Below are 15,688 nucleotides of genomic sequence, written 5' to 3'. Positions count from 1 at the left end.
CGACAAGAATTTAGGGTTGAAATGAGCCATACGGTAATGGGTGATGAGGAATGGGTAATGAAAACCTTCGATCATCACTCATCCCCCATTACTCATCACTCCATTTGGGTTCCGGCTCTGCCGGCTTAGGCGATGCTGGTGATCGGCCTCACCGGCGGCATCGGCTGCGGCAAAAGCAGCGTCGCCAGAATTTTTGCCGCCTTGGGCGCCGCCGTCATCGACACCGATGAAATCGCGCATCGCCTGACAGCAAGAGGTGCCCCGACCCTTGCCGCCATCATCGAGCAGTTCGGCTCCAGCTACCAGTTACCGGATGGAAACCTCGACCGTGCCAGGTTGCGCAACCGGGTGTTTTCCGATCATGCTGCCAAGGAAAAACTGGAAACGCTACTCCACCCTCTGATCAAACAGCAGGTCGTCTCGGAAATGGCTGAGGCGCAGGGGCCCTATCTGGTGCTGGTAATCCCGCTGTTTTTTGAGACCGGTGCGTACCGCGATCTGGTTGACAGGGTACTGGTAGTCGATTGCGATGAAAATCAGCAAATCTCCCGAACCATGTCCCGCAGCAAGCTTTCCGCCGAAGATGTGCGTACCGTCATGGCTCACCAGGCTCCTCGCGCGGAGCGCATCAAACAAGCCGATGATATCCTGTCCAACCGGGGTAACCACGCAGATCTCGAAGAGCATGTCAATGAACTGCATCAGCATTACTTGGCACTGGCATTACGGCGGCAGGCCTGAAGCCGCTTCACTAAAAATCGAAATAATTCAAAGTTTCATGTAATTATGTTAATACAAGTTATTGTCATATCGCTTATAATTCGGCAGAATTGAACTTTGCCGATTCCAGACCCGACAGTGATCACCTACGACCACCCTCTTAATGAGCGGATTCGCACTCTCCTGCGATTGGAGGATCTCTATGCCAAAGCACATTACTTTTCCTCCCAGTCGCATCAAATGGATCACCACGCCGCACTGTTGGTTGTGTTCGAAATTCTGGAAGTTTCCTGCCGTGCCGATCTGAAATCCGACCTGCTCCAGGAACTGGAGCGACAGAAGCAAACCCTGGAAGCCCTGCGCAACAATCCCGCCATTTCGGAAGAAGCCTTGAATGAGGTGCTGCGCGATATCGACACTGTCGCCGGCCGTCTGCACAGCCTGCCTGGCAAGGTCGGCCAGCACCTGCGCGAGAATGAGTGGCTGATGGGCATCAAGCAGCGCACTTCCATCCCCGGCGGGGTATGCGAATTCGACCTGCCCTCCTATCATTTCTGGCTAAACCAGGATGAAAATCTGCGCCGTCAGATTCTGACGGAATGGCTGGCGCCGATGCTGCCGATCCGGGATGGATTGAGGATCATCCTGCGCATGCTGCGCGACAGCGGCAAGTCCAGCCACCACACCGCACAGCAAGGCGCATTTCAACAGATGCTGAGCGGCAGGGTGGCACAAATGCTGCGCATCTCGGTCGCACGCAACTTGCCCTGCTTCCCCGAAATCAGTGCCAACAAATACGCGATCAACATCCGCTTCACCGCTCTGGGCGGCACCCAGAAACCACGGGGATGCGACACCGATGTCGAATTTGATCTGACCCTTTGCAATCTTTAAGCCAGGCAATCAATACTTGGTATTACCGCACATGACTACCCCTGCCAAGCCCCCACCCTCCGTCCCCTGCCCGATCTGTGGCAATCCCGCGCCCTTCAGCCCGGAAAATCCATTCCGCCCTTTCTGCTCGGAGCGCTGCAAGCTGATAGACCTCGGTCAGTGGGCAAAGGAGGACTATCGTATCCCGCTAGCCGAGGAAGAGACGGAAAAGGGCGAGGATCTCAACTAGCCCAATGGGCTAAACCCTACTGCTTGATCGCGACAAAGGGGATTTGCCGCTTTACGCCATCCAGTTCCAGCGTCATGGTCCAATTGCTGGTGCCGCTAACACATACCGGCAATACGATCTTTCCATGCCATGCCCCGTCGGCCGTACGTTGCAACACGTAACGATTTGGCCCCATGTCCATGCCCTGCATGGAGAAATCGGCGGCGACCTGCCCGGCATCGGGCGCCTTCACCACCAGATCGAACCGCTTGAGCGGTGTTGGGGCGGACAGGAATCTGACTTCCACCCTCCTCTCCCCGAACGGCACTTGGCAACCTTGAACCAGGTCTGGGCAGTGCGCCGTTAATATCGGCCCGCCGACATCGCCGCCAATAAAGCGGGGCAAGCCCAATGCCAGCAGCACCGGCAGGAGCAATAGCAGGAAAGGCCAGATTTTTTTCATGTTCATTCCATTCATCCTAAAAACGGCAATTGCTTAACCGCAGAGGCGCAGAGACGCAGAGAAATAAATGGGGTGCAGCAATTTTTTGCCTCTCCAAATGGGTGAGGTCGCACAATGCTATAACTCATCGTTTTTCCTCGGCGCCTCTGCGTCTCTGCGGTTCAATTGAGTTTTTAAGGTTCAAGCAATCATCGTCTACCATGCCCCACGCAACATGGCGATTCCATGAGCGCCATGCCGCCACGCTTCGTCCTGGTCTGCGCGGGATATCCCGCCCAGCGCATAGACCGGCATCGGCAAATCCTTTGCCAAGCGCGCAAAACCCTCCCAGCCCAGAACCGGCGCTCCAGGATGGCTCAAGGTCGGCAACACCGGCGACAGCAACGCAAAATCCAGCTCCAGTTCGACAGCCCTATCCAGCTCTCGTCTGTCATGGCAGGAAGCGCTCACCAACTCCATTTCCGGCCGGGCCGTCAACGCCATCAGCTGTGCCGAATTCAGTTGCACCCCATCCGCCCCAACCTCCCGGGCCAGGATCGCATCGCCGTTGATCACCACGCGCGCGCCGTGAGAATGCGCCCGCCGCACCACCTCGGCGGCGAAAGCGCGCAATGCCGCCGCTTCCATGGCTTTCTCCCGCACCTGGATCAGTTTGACCCCCTGCTGCAGCGCAACCTGCAACCGCTCCAGAAACACCCCAACGCCAAGCTCGGCGGCATGAGTAATCGCACACACCGGGGGTAAATTGAGCGAGCGCAGAACCGGTCCATTGGCCGGCAATAGCGGCGTTACGGTCACCGCATCGGGATATTGCCAGGAAAGGCGCTGGTTTTCCTTGCCGTGAGGCTCGCCGTGCCAGTTCACCACGCGAAAGAAATGCAGCCGCACCGTGGCATGGGGGTAGGAATAAACGCGGGTCAGCCAAGGATGCGCCACATCCACCGCTATCCCCAGTTCCTCGTGCAGCTCACGAACCAGCGCATGGTAGGGCGACTCGCCCGCTTCGATCTTGCCGCCGGGAAATTCCCACCATCCGGCATAAGGTTTGCCAGCCGGGCGCTCTGCCAATAAAAACTCGCCATCGGGCCGCTGCACGACGGCAGCGGCGACCTCCAGAATGTTCGGGTTATTCATTGACAGGCCCTAGCTTCGGTACTCGGCATTGATCTTGACGTAATCATAAGAGAAGTCGCAGGTCCATACCGTGGCCACGGACGAACCCCGGCCGAGCAGAACTCGCACGGTGATCTCGGGCTCCTTCATCACCCGCTGGCCGTCCTGCTCCTGATAGCTTGCCGCGCGGCCGCCATTTTCTGCTACCAGCACATCGCCCAGATAGAGCTTGAGCCTGTCCACATCCAGATCGGCGATACCGGCATAGCCGATGGCGGCGAGTATCCGCCCCAGATTGGGATCCGAAGCGAAGAAGGCGGTCTTGACCAGGGGTGAGTGTGCGATGGCATACGCCACCTGGCGGCATTCCGCTTCCGAGGCCCCACCCTCGACGGCGACGGTGATGAACTTGGTCGCACCCTCGCCGTCCCGGACAATGGCTTGGGCCAGCACTTGCGCCACCTCGGTGACGGCATCGCGCAGAGCCGCGTAGTGAGCGCTTGCCGCATCGCTGATTTCCGGCACGGTGGACTCGCCGGTCGCGATCAGCATGAAGGAATCGTTGGTGGAAGTATCGCCATCCACCGTGATGCAGTTGAAGGAACGATCGGCGGCATGCCGCACCAGCGCCTCCAGCAGGGGCTGGCTGAGCGCCGCGTCGGTGGCGACATAGCCGAGCATGGTTGCCATGTTGGGATGGATCATGCCGGAGCCCTTGGCGATGCCGGTGAGGGTGACCGTCGCGGCGCCCAGCCTGATCTGCTTCGACACCGCCTTGGACACGATGTCGGTGGTCATGATCGCCTGTGCAGCGTCGAACCAGTTGCTTTCCTTAAGGTCGGCAATCGCCGCCGGCAGGCCGGCGACAATCTTCTCTACCGGCAGCGGCTCCAGGATCACGCCGGTGGAAAAAGGCAGCACCTGTTCCTCCGCGCAACCCAGCAGCTTCGCCACTTCGGCGCAGGTCCGCCGGGCGCGATTCAAACCCTCATCGCCAGTGCCGGCGTTGGCGTTGCCGGTGTTCACCACCAGCGCGCGGATGCCTTTACCCGCAGCAAGGTGCGCCTTGCACAAGGTCACCGGCGCGGCGCAGAAGCGGTTCTGCGTGAACACCCCTGCCACCCGGGCCTGCTCGCCCAGTCGCATCACCAGCAAATCCTTGCGATTGGCCTTCTTGATACCGGCTTCGGCGATGCCGAGGGTGATGCCTTTGACGGGCAGCAGTTGATCGGGGTTGGGAGGAGTGAGATTGACGGGCATGGCGCTTCCAGAAAGGTCATTGCGATTGCGACATTTTAACCTAAAAACCGCTATTATCCACGGATGAACACAGATTAACACAGATAAAACAGATGGTTAAGCATGAGCCGCTAGCTACCCGAAGGGTGGGCTACGCACTCTATGTAACCCATTGATAATCCGTGTACATCCGTGTCGCCTAGAGGCGCCTACTTTTGGTAATCCGTGGATAAACTGCTTTTCCAGGTTTAACCGACGCCCGCAGAAGAAACAGAAAGGCCGGCATCTAGCCGGCCTTTCTGTCTTGCCACAACCTCAATGATCAGCTGAGCTTGCCATGGCACTGCTTGTACTTCCGGCCCGAACCGCACGGACAGGGATCGTTGCGGCCAACCTTGTCGCCGGCACGGACGAAGGGATGATGCTCCTCACCCTCTGCATCCTCGTCAGCCCCGCCTAGCGCCTCGTCGTAATCGGCATGGTGGTATTGGACATTGGACGGTTGCGGTTGGGCTTCCACCGCTTCCACATCCTCCTCGCTGCGGATCTGCACAGTCAGCACGATCTGGGTGACTTCGCGCTTGATGCGGTCGAGCATGTCGGAGAACAGCTCGAACGCTTCGCGCTTGTATTCCTGCTTCGGATTTTTCTGGGCGTAACCGCGCAGATGGATACCCTGACGCAAATGGTCCAGCGCCGCGAGATGCTCGCGCCAGTGGGTGTCCAGGCTTTGCAGCATGACTGCGCGTTCGAAGTGGTGCATGGTTTCGACGCCGACCGACTCCAGCTTGTGCTGGTACTGAGTGTTGGCTGCATCGATGATGCGTTTGCGCAGGCCATGTTCGTCCAGACCGGATTCCTGATCCAGCCACTCGCGCAGCGGCAGAACCAGCTGCCATTCGGCGTGCAGCGACTTCTCCAGCCCCGCCACGTCCCACTGCTCTTCCATGCTTTCCGGCATGATGTACTGGCTGATGTGGTCGTTGACCACATCCTCGCGCATCGCCTGGATGGTTTCGGAAATGTCGGCGGCCTCCAGCAACTCGTTACGCTGGGCGTAGATCACCTTGCGCTGGTCGTTGGAGACATCGTCGTACTCCAGCAACTGCTTGCGGATGTCGAAGTTGCGCGCCTCCACCTTGCGCTGGGCATTCTCGATAGCGCGAGTCACCCAAGGATGCTCGATTGCCTCGCCCTCCGGCATTTTCAGGCGATCCATGATCGCCGCCACGCGGTCGGAGGCGAAAATGCGCAGCAGTGGATCTTCCAAGGATAGATAGAAACGGCTTGAGCCGGCATCGCCTTGGCGCCCTGCACGGCCGCGCAACTGGTTGTCGACGCGACGCGACTCGTGGCGCTCGGTGCCGATGATGTGCAGGCCGTCCGCAGCCAGAACCTGGTCATGCACGGGTTGCCATTCGCCCTTGATCGCGTCGTGGCGCTTGATCTTTTCCTCTTCGCTCAGACTCTCGTCGTGGCGAATCTTTTCAAATTCGCCTTCGATGCTGCCGCCCAGCACGATATCCGTGCCGCGGCCCGCCATGTTGGTGGCGATGGTAATCGCTTGCGGCCGACCCGCCTGCGCCACGATCTCGGCCTCGCGCGCGTGCTGCTTGGCGTTGAGCACCTGATGCGCAAGTTTTTCTTTCTCCAGCAGATTGGAAATATATTCCGAAGTTTCGATCGAGGTCGTTCCGACCAGCACCGGCTGGCCGCGCTCCTGACAATCCTTGATGTCGTTGATCACCGCCTGGTATTTTTCCTTGGCGGTGCGAAAAACCTGGTCCATCCGGTCCTCGCGAACCATCGGTCGATGGGGCGGGATCACCACGGTTTCCAGCCCATAGATCTGGTGGAATTCGTAAGCTTCGGTTTCGGCCGTGCCGGTCATGCCGGAGAGCTTCAAATACATGCGGAAGTAATTCTGGAAGGTGATCGAGGCCAGCGTCTGGTTTTCCTTCTGGATCGCCACGCCTTCCTTCGCTTCCACCGCCTGATGCAGGCCATCCGACCAGCGCCGTCCGGACATCAGGCGGCCGGTGAATTCGTCGACGATGACCACTTCACCATCCTGCACCACATAGTGCTGGTCGCGGTGGTAAAGCGCATGGGCGCGTAGCGCCGCATAAAGGTGATGGACCAGGCTGATGTTGGCGGCATCATACAGGCTGGTGCCGGGCAGCAGCAGGCCGGCCTGCGTCAACATCTGCTCGGCGTGCTCGTGTCCCTCTTCGCTGAGCAGCACCTGGTGCGACTTTTCATCGACACTGTAATCGCCCGGCCCATCTTCCTGTTCCTGCTTGACCAGTTTCGGCGCCAGATCGTTGATGCGGTAGTACAGGTCGACGTTGTCCTCGGCCTGGCCGGAGATGATCAGCGGGGTGCGCGCCTCGTCGATCAGGATCGAATCCACCTCGTCGACGATCGCGTAATTCAGGCTGCGCTGCACCCGCTCCGTGGGCTGGTACACCATATTGTCGCGCAGGTAGTCGAAGCCGAATTCGTTGTTGGTCCCGTAAGTAATGTCGGCGGCATAGGCAGCCTGTTTTTCTTCGTGGTCCATCTGCGACAGGTTGACGCCGACGGTGAGTCCGAGGAAATTGTGGATGCGGCCCATCCACTCGGCATCGCGCTTGGCCAGGTAGTCGTTCACCGTAATCACATGCACACCCTTGCCGGAAAGCGCATTGAGATACGCGGGCAAGGTGGACACCAGGGTTTTGCCCTCGCCGGTGCGCATTTCAGCAATCTTGCCGTAATGCAGCACCATGCCGCCGATCAGCTGCACATCGAAGTGGCGCATCTCGAGCACGCGCTTGCCGGCCTCGCGCACAACAGCAAAAGCCTCCGGCAGCAGTGCATCCAGGGACTCCCCATTCTGGTAACGCTGCCTGAATTCATCACTTTTGGCGCGCAATTCCGCATCGGACAGTGGCGCGATCTTCGGTTCCAGCGCGTTGATGGCTAGTACCGTTTGCGTGTATTGCTTGATTAGCCGATCGTTGCGGCTACCAAAGATTTTTCTGACCAGACGGGATATCATGAATTTTCAGGAAGTAAAATAAACAAAAAGCCAGCGCCGTGCCTGGCGATGGCCATCAATTTCAAAAATGTGCCTCTTGTCGAACTCTGAATTTCCAGAGGCTCCCATAAAGCACCAAGTCAGCCCTGATGCAGGTAATCCTCCGGATTCTGTGGAGCGCCCTGGCGGCGCACCTCAAAGTGCAAGTGCGGCCCGGTGGAGCGCCCCGTGCTGCCGACCTCTCCGATTTTTTGCCCTTTCATCACCACGTCACCGACCTTGGTCAGCACTTTTAAAGCATGTGCGTAACGGCTGATCAGCCCATTGCCGTGATCAATCTCAATCATATTACCATAGCCGGCATAAGTATCGGCATAAACCACGATGCCGCCCCCTGCCGCAAGGATAGCCGCACCTGAATCAGCCATGAAATCCACGCCTTCGTGGAAAGCTTTCTGGCCGGTAAAAGGGTCGATGCGCCAGCCGTAGTTGGAGGAATACCAACCTGTGGTCACCGGTCGAGTGGAAGGCATGGCGACTTTCTTTGCCTGCTGCTGAACCAGCATCGCCTCCATCAACCCGAGCTGGTCGGATCGGTCATCGAGTTTTTTCATTAAACCGTCAAGCTGCTGGCCAAACTCGCTCATGGTCATGTCGCGCGCCGACCGACTGGACTCCGCGCCACCCTGGCCCGGCTTTTTGTCAAAATTGAATTCCTGTTTACCCATGCCCGTCAGCGTCGCCAATCGCTCGCCCAGGGAGTCGAGGCGCAGCACATGCGCCTGCATCTGGCCAAGCTTCACCGCCATGGCGTTGAGATTCTCCCGCAAATATATCTGGTTCTTCGCCGCCTCGGTGCGCTGCGCGCTTAACACCAGGGATTGCAGGTAAGGGTGGGGAATGTCTGCGGCATGAAACAACAGCAGATAGGTGAAGACCATCGCCAGCAACAGCGGAAAAACCAGAAGCGCCATTCCCAGGGTCATCACCTGGGCATGGCTCAACGCCACGGTCTTTCCCTTTGCCAACTTACCGGAAACTAGAATAATATTCACAGTTCTCCCTTTAGTTTGTTCGTTTCTTATGCCCGCCCATCCAGCACATTCATTCCTGAGCGCCGCGCCCAACCTGCAAGGGCTCCTTCAGCAAGCGCAAAAACTGCTGGCCTTGCAGAAGGCCTGGAACGAAGTCACCCCCAAACCGCTGGCCGCAGCATCCAGGGTCGGCGCGGTCCGCCAGCAAACGCTGATCGTCTATGCGAACAATGGCGCGGTTGCCGGCAAACTTCGGCAGCTCGTCCCCAGCCTGCTGGAAAAAATTCAAAAGCGGGGGGTTGAGGTTACTGCAATTCGGGTAGACGTGCAAGTCGAGACCCCGCCTCCAGAAAAAAAACAGAAAGACCTGACGGTGAGCCATAACGCCTTGAGCAGTCTGGAGAAACTGGAACGAAGCTTGGCGGATTCGCCGCTGAAAAACGCCCTTCATACCCTAATCCAGAGGCATTCAGACGCGATAAAGGATTAAACGCCCCATCATCAGCAGGATCGCGAAAACCAGCAGGAACATCAGGGAGAACTTGAAAATCTGCCAGGCGAAGCGAAGGTAGCGGACATCGCGGGTGAACAGGAACATCGCCACGGCAACAACGATGGCAATCAGGCCGAGATAGACAAATAACCTGAGTAGGAACAAGTGCTCAACCTAGAAGCGATTTCTAGATTCAAACAGCCAGGCTGTTAAACCGTAGCAATGCGGCCGGCGCATCTTCCTGGCGCTCGAAACTGACGAATTCCCACGCCTCGGCATCCGCCATCAGGCAGCGCAATAGACGGTTATTCATGGCGTGTCCGGATTTGTAGCCGGTAAACGCGCCGATCAGCGGGTGGCCGAGCAGGTAAAGATCGCCGATGGCATCCAGCACCTTGTGCTTGACGAACTCATCCTCGTAGCGCAGGCCATCACTGTTGAGAACGCGAAACTCGTCCATCACGATCGCATTGTCGAGGCTGCCGCCCAGCGCCAGACCCTGCGAGCGCATTGCCTCCACCTCGTGCATGAAGCCGAAGGTGCGGGCACGGGCAATTTCCTTGATGTAGGAAGTGTCGGCAAAATCCACCGTGACGGACTGGCCGGAATTGGACAATACCGGGTGATCGAAAGCGATGGTGAGGTTCACCCGGAAACCCGGATGTGGATCGAAGCGCACCCATTTGTCGCCGTCCCTGACCTCCACCGTTTTTTTGACGCGGATGAATTTCTTCGCTGCCGACTGCTCTTCGATACCGGCTGACTGCAGCAGAAACACGAAGGGCGAGGCGCTGCCATCCATGATCGGCACTTCCGACGCGGACAGGTCGACATAGGCATTGTCGATGCCCAGGCCGGCAAAGGCGGACATCAGATGCTCGACGGTAGACACTTTGACGCCATCCCGCACCAGCGTCGAGGACAACCGGGTTTCTCCGACACTGTACGGCTCCGCCTTGATGTCCACAGGCTCAGCCAGATCGACGCGACGAAACACGATGCCGGTGTCGACCGCGGCCGGACGCAAGGTGAGGTACACCTTCTCGCCGGTATGCAGCCCCACCCCGGTGGCGCGTATGATATTTTTCAGTGTCCGCTGTCTAATCACGAAATTTCCCATGAGCATCATGGTGTTGTCAGGGGCCGACAGTTTAGCACGGCGGGCGTGGCAGGCCAACCCTCACGCCGAAACCGACACCCTGCGCGCCCCGTGGGCGCCGCCATTCAGCTCCTCAGCGCGGGTCAGTCAGCCTGCTTGCGCAAGAATGCCGGAATATCGAGCAATTCCACGCCGGACTGTTTCATCGCCTCGACCTGGGCATCACGCCTGCGCCGCATCACTGCGGGCTGTTCCAATTCGGTGTAGTCCACCATCATCGGCTCATTGTCGGTACCGGTCTTCACTATGCTTAACGGCTTGCTTTGCTGGCGGTTGACCGGCGAACCCAGGCCGGTAGCCACCACTGTCACGCGCAATTCGTCCCGCAGTGTGCTGTCGAGCACGGTACCAAAAATTACGGTTGCATCCTCGGCGGTGAAGCTGCGGATGGTGTTCATCACTTCGTAAACTTCCTCCAGGTTCATGTCATCGCTGGCGGTGATATTGACCAGCACGCCGCGCGCGCCGGACAGGTTGACATCCTCCAGCAGCGGGCTGGCTACTGCCTGTTCCGCTGCCATGCGGGCGCGCTCGGCGCCGGACGCCTGGGCCGAACCCATCATCGCCATACCCATCTCCGACATCACCGTGCGTACGTCGGCAAAGTCGACGTTGATCATGCCGGTGCATTTGATCAACTCGGCTATACCCGCCACCGCGCCATGCAATACGCCATCCGCCGCCTTGAACGCGTCGCGGAAGCCGATTTTTCCGCCCAGCACTTCCATCAGCTTGTCGTTGGGAATCACGATCAGCGAATCGACATGCTGCGTCAGCGCCTCGATGCCCTCGAGCGCGACTTTCATGCGCTTGCCCTCGAAGCCGAACGGCTTGGTCACCACCGCTACGGTCAGGATGCCCAGTTCCTTGGCTACTTCGGCCACCACCGGCGCGGCACCGGTACCGGTGCCGCCGCCCATACCGGCGGTAATGAACAGCATGTCGGCACCGTCGATCAGCTCGGCGATGCGCTCGCGATCCTCCAGCGCCGCCTCGCGCCCGACTGCGGGATTTGCTCCCGCACCCAGACCCTTGGTGATGGCCGTGCCCAGTTGCACGGTGACGCCAGCCTGATTGCGCTTCAGCGCCTGCGCATCGGTGTTGACGCAGATAAACTCGACGCCGCCCAGACCACTGGCGATCATGTGATCCACCGCATTGCCGCCGCAGCCGCCCACGCCGATCACCTTGATTACCGCTTCCTGTGTTTGTGTGTCCATGATCTCAAACATGCCTGCCTCCTTTTTTGTTACACCCAAAGTTCAAAAAACCAAAAAATTAGAAGTTCCCCTGAAACCAACTCTTCATCCGATTAAAAATCTGTGTCATCGAGCCGTTCTGCATCGTGGCCAGATGATGACGCTGGTGTTGATCCATCCCTGCGAGCAACAGGCCGACGCCGGTAGCGAAGCGCGGATTGCGCACCACCTCAGCCAGCCCGCCCACGTACTGCGGCATCCCCAGCCGCACCGGCATGTGGAACACCTCCTCGCCCAGCTCCGCCATGCCCTCCATGGCGCTGCTGCCGCCGGTGATGACGATTCCGGAAGAAAGCAGTTCCTCGAAACCGCTGCGGCGCAATTCCGCCTGCACCAGGCTGTACAGTTCCTCGACGCGCGGCTCGATTACCTCGGCCAGAGTCTGGCGGGATAACTGGCGCGCAGGCCGGTCGCCGACGCCGAGCACCTCGATCATTTGCTTCGCGTCGGCCAGCTGGCGCAGGGCGCAGCCGTATTTCACCTTCAGATCCTCGGCGTCCGCCGTCGGCGTCCTGAGCGCCATGGCCACATCGTTGGTGATCTGGTCGCCGGCGATCGGGATCACCGAGGTGTGGCGAATCGCGCCGCCGGTGAATACCGCGATATCGGTGGTGCCGCCGCCGATATCCACCAGGCATACGCCCAGGTCTTTTTCATCCTCCGACAGCACAGCCATGCTGGATGCCAGCGGCTGCAGGATCAGGTCGCGCACTTCCAGACCGCAGCGGCGCACGCACTTGATGATGTTCTGGGCTGCGCTGATCGCGCCGGTGACGATATGCACCTTGACCTCCAGCTTTACCCCGCTCATGCCGAGCGGCTCGCGCACGTCTTCCTGCCCGTCGATGATGAATTCCTGGGTAAGGATGTGCAGCACCTGCTGGTCGGTCGGGATGATCACAGCGCGCGCCGTTTCGATCACCCGGTCGACGTCGCTCTGACCCACTTCCTTGTCCTTGATCGCCACCATGCCATGCGAGTTGATGCTCCTGATATGGCTGCCGGCGATGCCGGTGTAGACCTCGCGGATCTTGCAATCGGCCATCAGCTCGGCTTCCTCCAGCGCGCGCTGGATGGCGTTGACGGTGGACTCGATATTCACCACCACGCCCTTCTTCAAACCGCGCGACGGCGTCTGCCCCATGCCGATGACCTCCAGCCGCCCTTCCGGCAGGATCTCCGCGACGATGGCGACGATTTTCGAGGTGCCGATGTCCAGCCCCACGATCAGATTTTTTTGCTCTTTAGCCTTGCTCATCCCTTGTCTCCCATGTCAAGCGGCGGTTGCCAGATAATTGACATCACGCCGCCACCCGACTTTTTTCTTCGAACTTTCCTGACCCGGCCTTGTTGCCGGCTGCGCCTTCTTCGCTGGCTTTGAAGCAATCTCCGGGTAGCGCACCACGAACCCGTTGGGATAGCGCAGGTCGGCGTAAGCAACGGATTTCGGGAGCTTGGCGACGGTCTGGTCGTACACCCCGACGAATTTCTCCAGACGCTCGCGCACCTTGTCCCTGCCCAATTCCACTACCAGCCCATTATTCAGCTTGAGCTGCAACGCACGGCGGTCTGACAGGGTCATACGGGTTAAAGCCAGGTTGAACGGCTTGAGCAACCGACTGAATTCCTCATAATGCCCCGTCACTTCCCCGGCCGCGTCTTCCGGGCCATTGAACTCCGGCAGCACCGCATTCGAGGCCGCCCTGAACAGCTCGCCATGGGTGTTGACCAGCGCCGAACTGCCCCAACGCGCCAGTACCACATGCTCCTCGATCGCCACTTCCAGCCTGTCCGGCCAGCGCCGCCTCACGTTCACGTTGCGCACCCAGGGCAGCTTCTCGAACGCCGCGCGGGTACGGTTCAGATCGAGGGTAAAGAAGTTCCCCCTCATCTCGCGTGCAACGATGAACTTCACCTGCTCGCGGTTGACGTGCTGCAACTCTCCCTTGACGTCCACCTTGCGCAGCGGAAACACCGGCAGATGCACCACCATGAACAGCACGGCATACACCAGCAGCACTGCCGCCAGGGCGTAAAGCATGTTTGCCAGCCACAAGGTCATCTGCGTTTTATCCCACACGGTTCAGTTCCAGTTCCTGAGTGCAGAGTTCATGGCGCTCATCCCGCGCTAGCCAGCTCAAGAACCTTGATCACCAAATCTTCAAAGCTCAGGCCCGCTGCCTGCGCCGCCATCGGCACCAGGCTATGGTCGGTCATTCCGGGCGAGGTGTTGGCTTCCAGCAGGTACGGCTTGCCCGCCGCGTCGAGCAGGAAATCCACCCGCCCCCAACCGGCGCCGCCGATCACCGCGTAGCCCCGCTTTGCCAGACGCTGGATTTCGCTCTCCTGTTCTGCCGTCAGCCCGCACGGGCAAAGGTAGCGAGTGTCGTCGCGCAGGTATTTCGCCTCGTAATCGTAGAACTCGTTGGCCGGCTCAATCTTGATCACCGGCAGCGCTTCTTCGCCGAGGATCGCGACGGTGTACTCGCCGCCGCCGACGAACTGTTCGGCAATCACCAGATCGTCGTAGCGCGCCGCCAATTCGTAAGCGGCACGCAGATCTGCGACTGTCTTCACCTTGCTGATGCCGACGCTGGAGCCTTCGTTAGCCGGCTTGACGAACAACGGCAAGCCGAGGCGCGCGGCGACCGCCGTAAAATCGCTGCCGGCATCGAGCAGCTCGTAGGCGGGAACCGGCAACCCCGCCGCCTGCCAAACCAGCTTGCTGCGCCATTTGTCCATCGCCAGGGCAGACGCCAGCACACCGCTGCCGGTATAGGGAATGCCCAGCAGGGCCAGCGCGCCCTGCACCGTACCGTCCTCGCCCTGGCCGCCATGCAGGGTGATAAAGACACGTTCGAAGCCATCCCGCTTCAGCTCACCCAGCTCCCGCTCGGCCGGGTCGAACGCATGCGCATCGACGCCGCTGCGCTTCAGCGCAGCCAGTACCGCATTGCCGCTCTTCAGCGACACCTCGCGCTCGGCGGATTTTCCGCCCAGCAGCACTGCGACTTTTCCAAAATTGTGTGTTTGCATTATTCGAAAACCTTTTCTTCACCGCAAAGGACGCGATGGGCGCAAAGGAAAGCAAAGCAAGGGGTTTCCTTCGCGTTACTTTGCGTCCTTTGCGGTGAAAACATTATTTTGCTTCTCCAATAACCCGCACTTCCGTGACCAATTCCACGCCGTGCTGCTCCTTGACCGTTTGCCGCACCCTGGCGATCAGCGCCTCGATGTCCGCCGCCGTGGCTCCGCCGGCGTTGACGATGAAATTGGCGTGCTTGGGCGACACCATCGCCCCGCCGATCGTCGTTCCCTTCAGGCCGCACGCCTCGATCAGCCGCGCCGCATGATCGCCGGGCGGGTTACGGAACACCGAGCCGGCATTGGGCGTGCCGATCGGCTGGCTCGCCACCCGCTTTTCCAGCAGGCCCTTGATCTTTTTCCGCGATTCCTCACCGTTGCCGTGCTTGAAAGCGAACCAGGAGGCGACGAACCACTCGCTGCCGATCCCCGCCTGGAGCGCCACGTGGCGGTAGCCAATATCGAAATCCTGCGGTGTGCGGCGGCGCAACTCGCCGAAACAGTCGATGGTCAGCACTTCGGTCACGTGTTGCCAGGTTTCGGCGCCGTAGCAGCCGGCATTCATCGCCAGCGCACCGCCCACCGTGCCGGGAATGCCGGCGAGAAACTCGGCACCCTCGAAACCGTTCAGGGCTGCAAATCGCGCCACCTTGGGACTGGCCACGCCCGCCTCGGCGTAAACACCGGCCGGCGCGCCCGGCTTTTCGTACCAAAGCGTGATCTGGTTGAGTGCACTGTGCAAAAGCACCACCGTGCCGCGCACCCCGCCGTCGCGCACCAGCAAATTGCTGCCCAGGCCGATGAAGTACACCGGCTCGTCAGCCGCCAGCCCCTGCAAAAACTGCGACAAATCGGCGATATCCGCCGGAATATAAAAACGCTCAGCCGGCCCGCCGACGCGCCAGCTGGTGTGCTTGCTCATCGGCTCGTTGTACTTCAACATGCCACGCAACTTTTGAGGCGCAAGCGCCAATGCCGTATTCATGTCCTTGTCCTCCTC

16 protein-coding genes are annotated in these 15,688 nt (G+C 59.5%); 4 read left to right on the top strand and 12 right to left on the bottom strand.

Translation table 11 applies throughout. The features are described from left to right. Positions 1–132: 132 nt before the first annotated feature. From coaE to VMV64_RS03990, 3 genes are all read left to right on the top strand, one after another. Positions 133–741 carry a dephospho-CoA kinase gene (gene coaE / locus VMV64_RS04000; RefSeq protein WP_325328662.1) on the top strand — a complete coding sequence of 203 codons (609 nt, stop codon included), beginning with the start codon at positions 133–135 and terminating at the stop codon, positions 739–741. Positions 742–858: 117 nt separating this feature from the next. After that, positions 859–1,614, top strand: coding sequence for a cell division protein ZapD (gene zapD, locus VMV64_RS03995; protein ID WP_325328676.1), 756 nt, complete (start codon positions 859–861; stop codon positions 1,612–1,614). 31 nt (positions 1,615–1,645) lie between these two features. Next, entirely contained in the window at positions 1,646–1,843 is a 198-nt protein-coding gene (locus tag VMV64_RS03990; protein WP_325328661.1) for a DNA gyrase inhibitor YacG, read from the top strand. A gap of 16 nt (positions 1,844–1,859) precedes the next feature. Here the strand turns inward: VMV64_RS03990 and VMV64_RS03985 are convergent, their stop codons facing one another. The 5 genes from VMV64_RS03985 to VMV64_RS03965 form a co-directional block, all read right to left on the bottom strand. Beyond that, positions 1,860–2,285, bottom strand: coding sequence for a hypothetical protein (locus VMV64_RS03985; protein WP_325328660.1), 426 nt, complete (start codon positions 2,283–2,285; stop codon positions 1,860–1,862). 195 nt (positions 2,286–2,480) lie between these two features. Continuing rightward, a complete protein-coding gene (locus tag VMV64_RS03980) occupies positions 2,481–3,419 on the bottom strand; it encodes a Nudix family hydrolase (RefSeq protein WP_325328659.1) in 939 nt (312 codons plus the stop codon). Positions 3,420–3,428: 9 nt separating this feature from the next. Further along, on the bottom strand, positions 3,429–4,658 hold the full coding sequence (argJ, locus tag VMV64_RS03975; protein ID WP_325328658.1) for a bifunctional glutamate N-acetyltransferase/amino-acid acetyltransferase ArgJ: 1,230 nt from the start codon (positions 4,656–4,658) through the stop codon (positions 3,429–3,431). A gap of 301 nt (positions 4,659–4,959) precedes the next feature. Next, a complete protein-coding gene (gene secA, locus VMV64_RS03970; RefSeq protein ID WP_325328657.1) occupies positions 4,960–7,680 on the bottom strand; it encodes a preprotein translocase subunit SecA in 2,721 nt (906 codons plus the stop codon). A 119-nt stretch (positions 7,681–7,799) separates the two neighbouring features. After that, positions 7,800–8,714 carry a M23 family metallopeptidase gene (locus VMV64_RS03965; protein ID WP_325328656.1) on the bottom strand — a complete coding sequence of 305 codons (915 nt, stop codon included), beginning with the start codon at positions 8,712–8,714 and terminating at the stop codon, positions 7,800–7,802. Positions 8,715–8,742: 28 nt separating this feature from the next. Between VMV64_RS03965 and VMV64_RS03960 the strand changes: the two genes are divergently transcribed. After that, the gene (locus VMV64_RS03960) at positions 8,743–9,183 is read left to right on the top strand and encodes a DUF721 domain-containing protein (protein WP_325328655.1); all 441 of its coding nucleotides are present in this window, start codon (positions 8,743–8,745) and stop codon (positions 9,181–9,183) included. On the opposite strand, the gene VMV64_RS03955 is transcribed toward VMV64_RS03960, so the two are convergent. The 7 genes from VMV64_RS03955 to murB all read right to left on the bottom strand — a co-directional run bounded on the left by VMV64_RS03955 (position 9,163) and on the right by murB (position 15,673). Further along, positions 9,163–9,351 carry a hypothetical protein gene (locus VMV64_RS03955; RefSeq protein WP_325328654.1) on the bottom strand — a complete coding sequence of 63 codons (189 nt, stop codon included), beginning with the start codon at positions 9,349–9,351 and terminating at the stop codon, positions 9,163–9,165. The two genes, VMV64_RS03960 and VMV64_RS03955, sit on opposite strands and share 21 nt — an antisense overlap. A gap of 28 nt (positions 9,352–9,379) precedes the next feature. Beyond that, on the bottom strand, positions 9,380–10,294 hold the full coding sequence (lpxC, locus tag VMV64_RS03950) for a UDP-3-O-acyl-N-acetylglucosamine deacetylase (RefSeq protein WP_325328653.1): 915 nt from the start codon (positions 10,292–10,294) through the stop codon (positions 9,380–9,382). Positions 10,295–10,428: 134 nt separating this feature from the next. Then, positions 10,429–11,577, bottom strand: a complete 1,149-nt coding sequence (ftsZ, locus tag VMV64_RS03945) for a cell division protein FtsZ (RefSeq protein WP_325328652.1) — start codon at positions 11,575–11,577, stop codon at positions 10,429–10,431. A 46-nt stretch (positions 11,578–11,623) separates the two neighbouring features. Beyond that, entirely contained in the window at positions 11,624–12,862 is a 1,239-nt protein-coding gene (ftsA, locus tag VMV64_RS03940; RefSeq protein ID WP_325328651.1) for a cell division protein FtsA, read from the bottom strand. 15 nt (positions 12,863–12,877) lie between these two features. Next, entirely contained in the window at positions 12,878–13,684 is an 807-nt protein-coding gene (locus tag VMV64_RS03935) for a cell division protein FtsQ/DivIB (protein WP_325328650.1), read from the bottom strand. A gap of 38 nt (positions 13,685–13,722) precedes the next feature. Further along, positions 13,723–14,640 (bottom strand): D-alanine--D-alanine ligase, encoded by a 918-nt coding sequence (locus VMV64_RS03930; RefSeq protein ID WP_325328649.1) that lies wholly within the window; start codon positions 14,638–14,640, stop codon positions 13,723–13,725. 103 nt (positions 14,641–14,743) lie between these two features. Next, positions 14,744–15,673, bottom strand: coding sequence for a UDP-N-acetylmuramate dehydrogenase (gene murB / locus VMV64_RS03925; RefSeq protein ID WP_325328648.1), 930 nt, complete (start codon positions 15,671–15,673; stop codon positions 14,744–14,746). Between the last annotated feature and the right edge of the window lie 15 nt (positions 15,674–15,688).

Source organism: Sulfuricella sp., from assembly GCF_035531155.1.
Lineage (GTDB): Bacteria > Pseudomonadota > Gammaproteobacteria > Burkholderiales > Sulfuricellaceae > Sulfuricella.
Note: the sequence above shows the minus strand (reverse complement) of the source record. Positions and strands in the feature narration are given on the sequence as shown.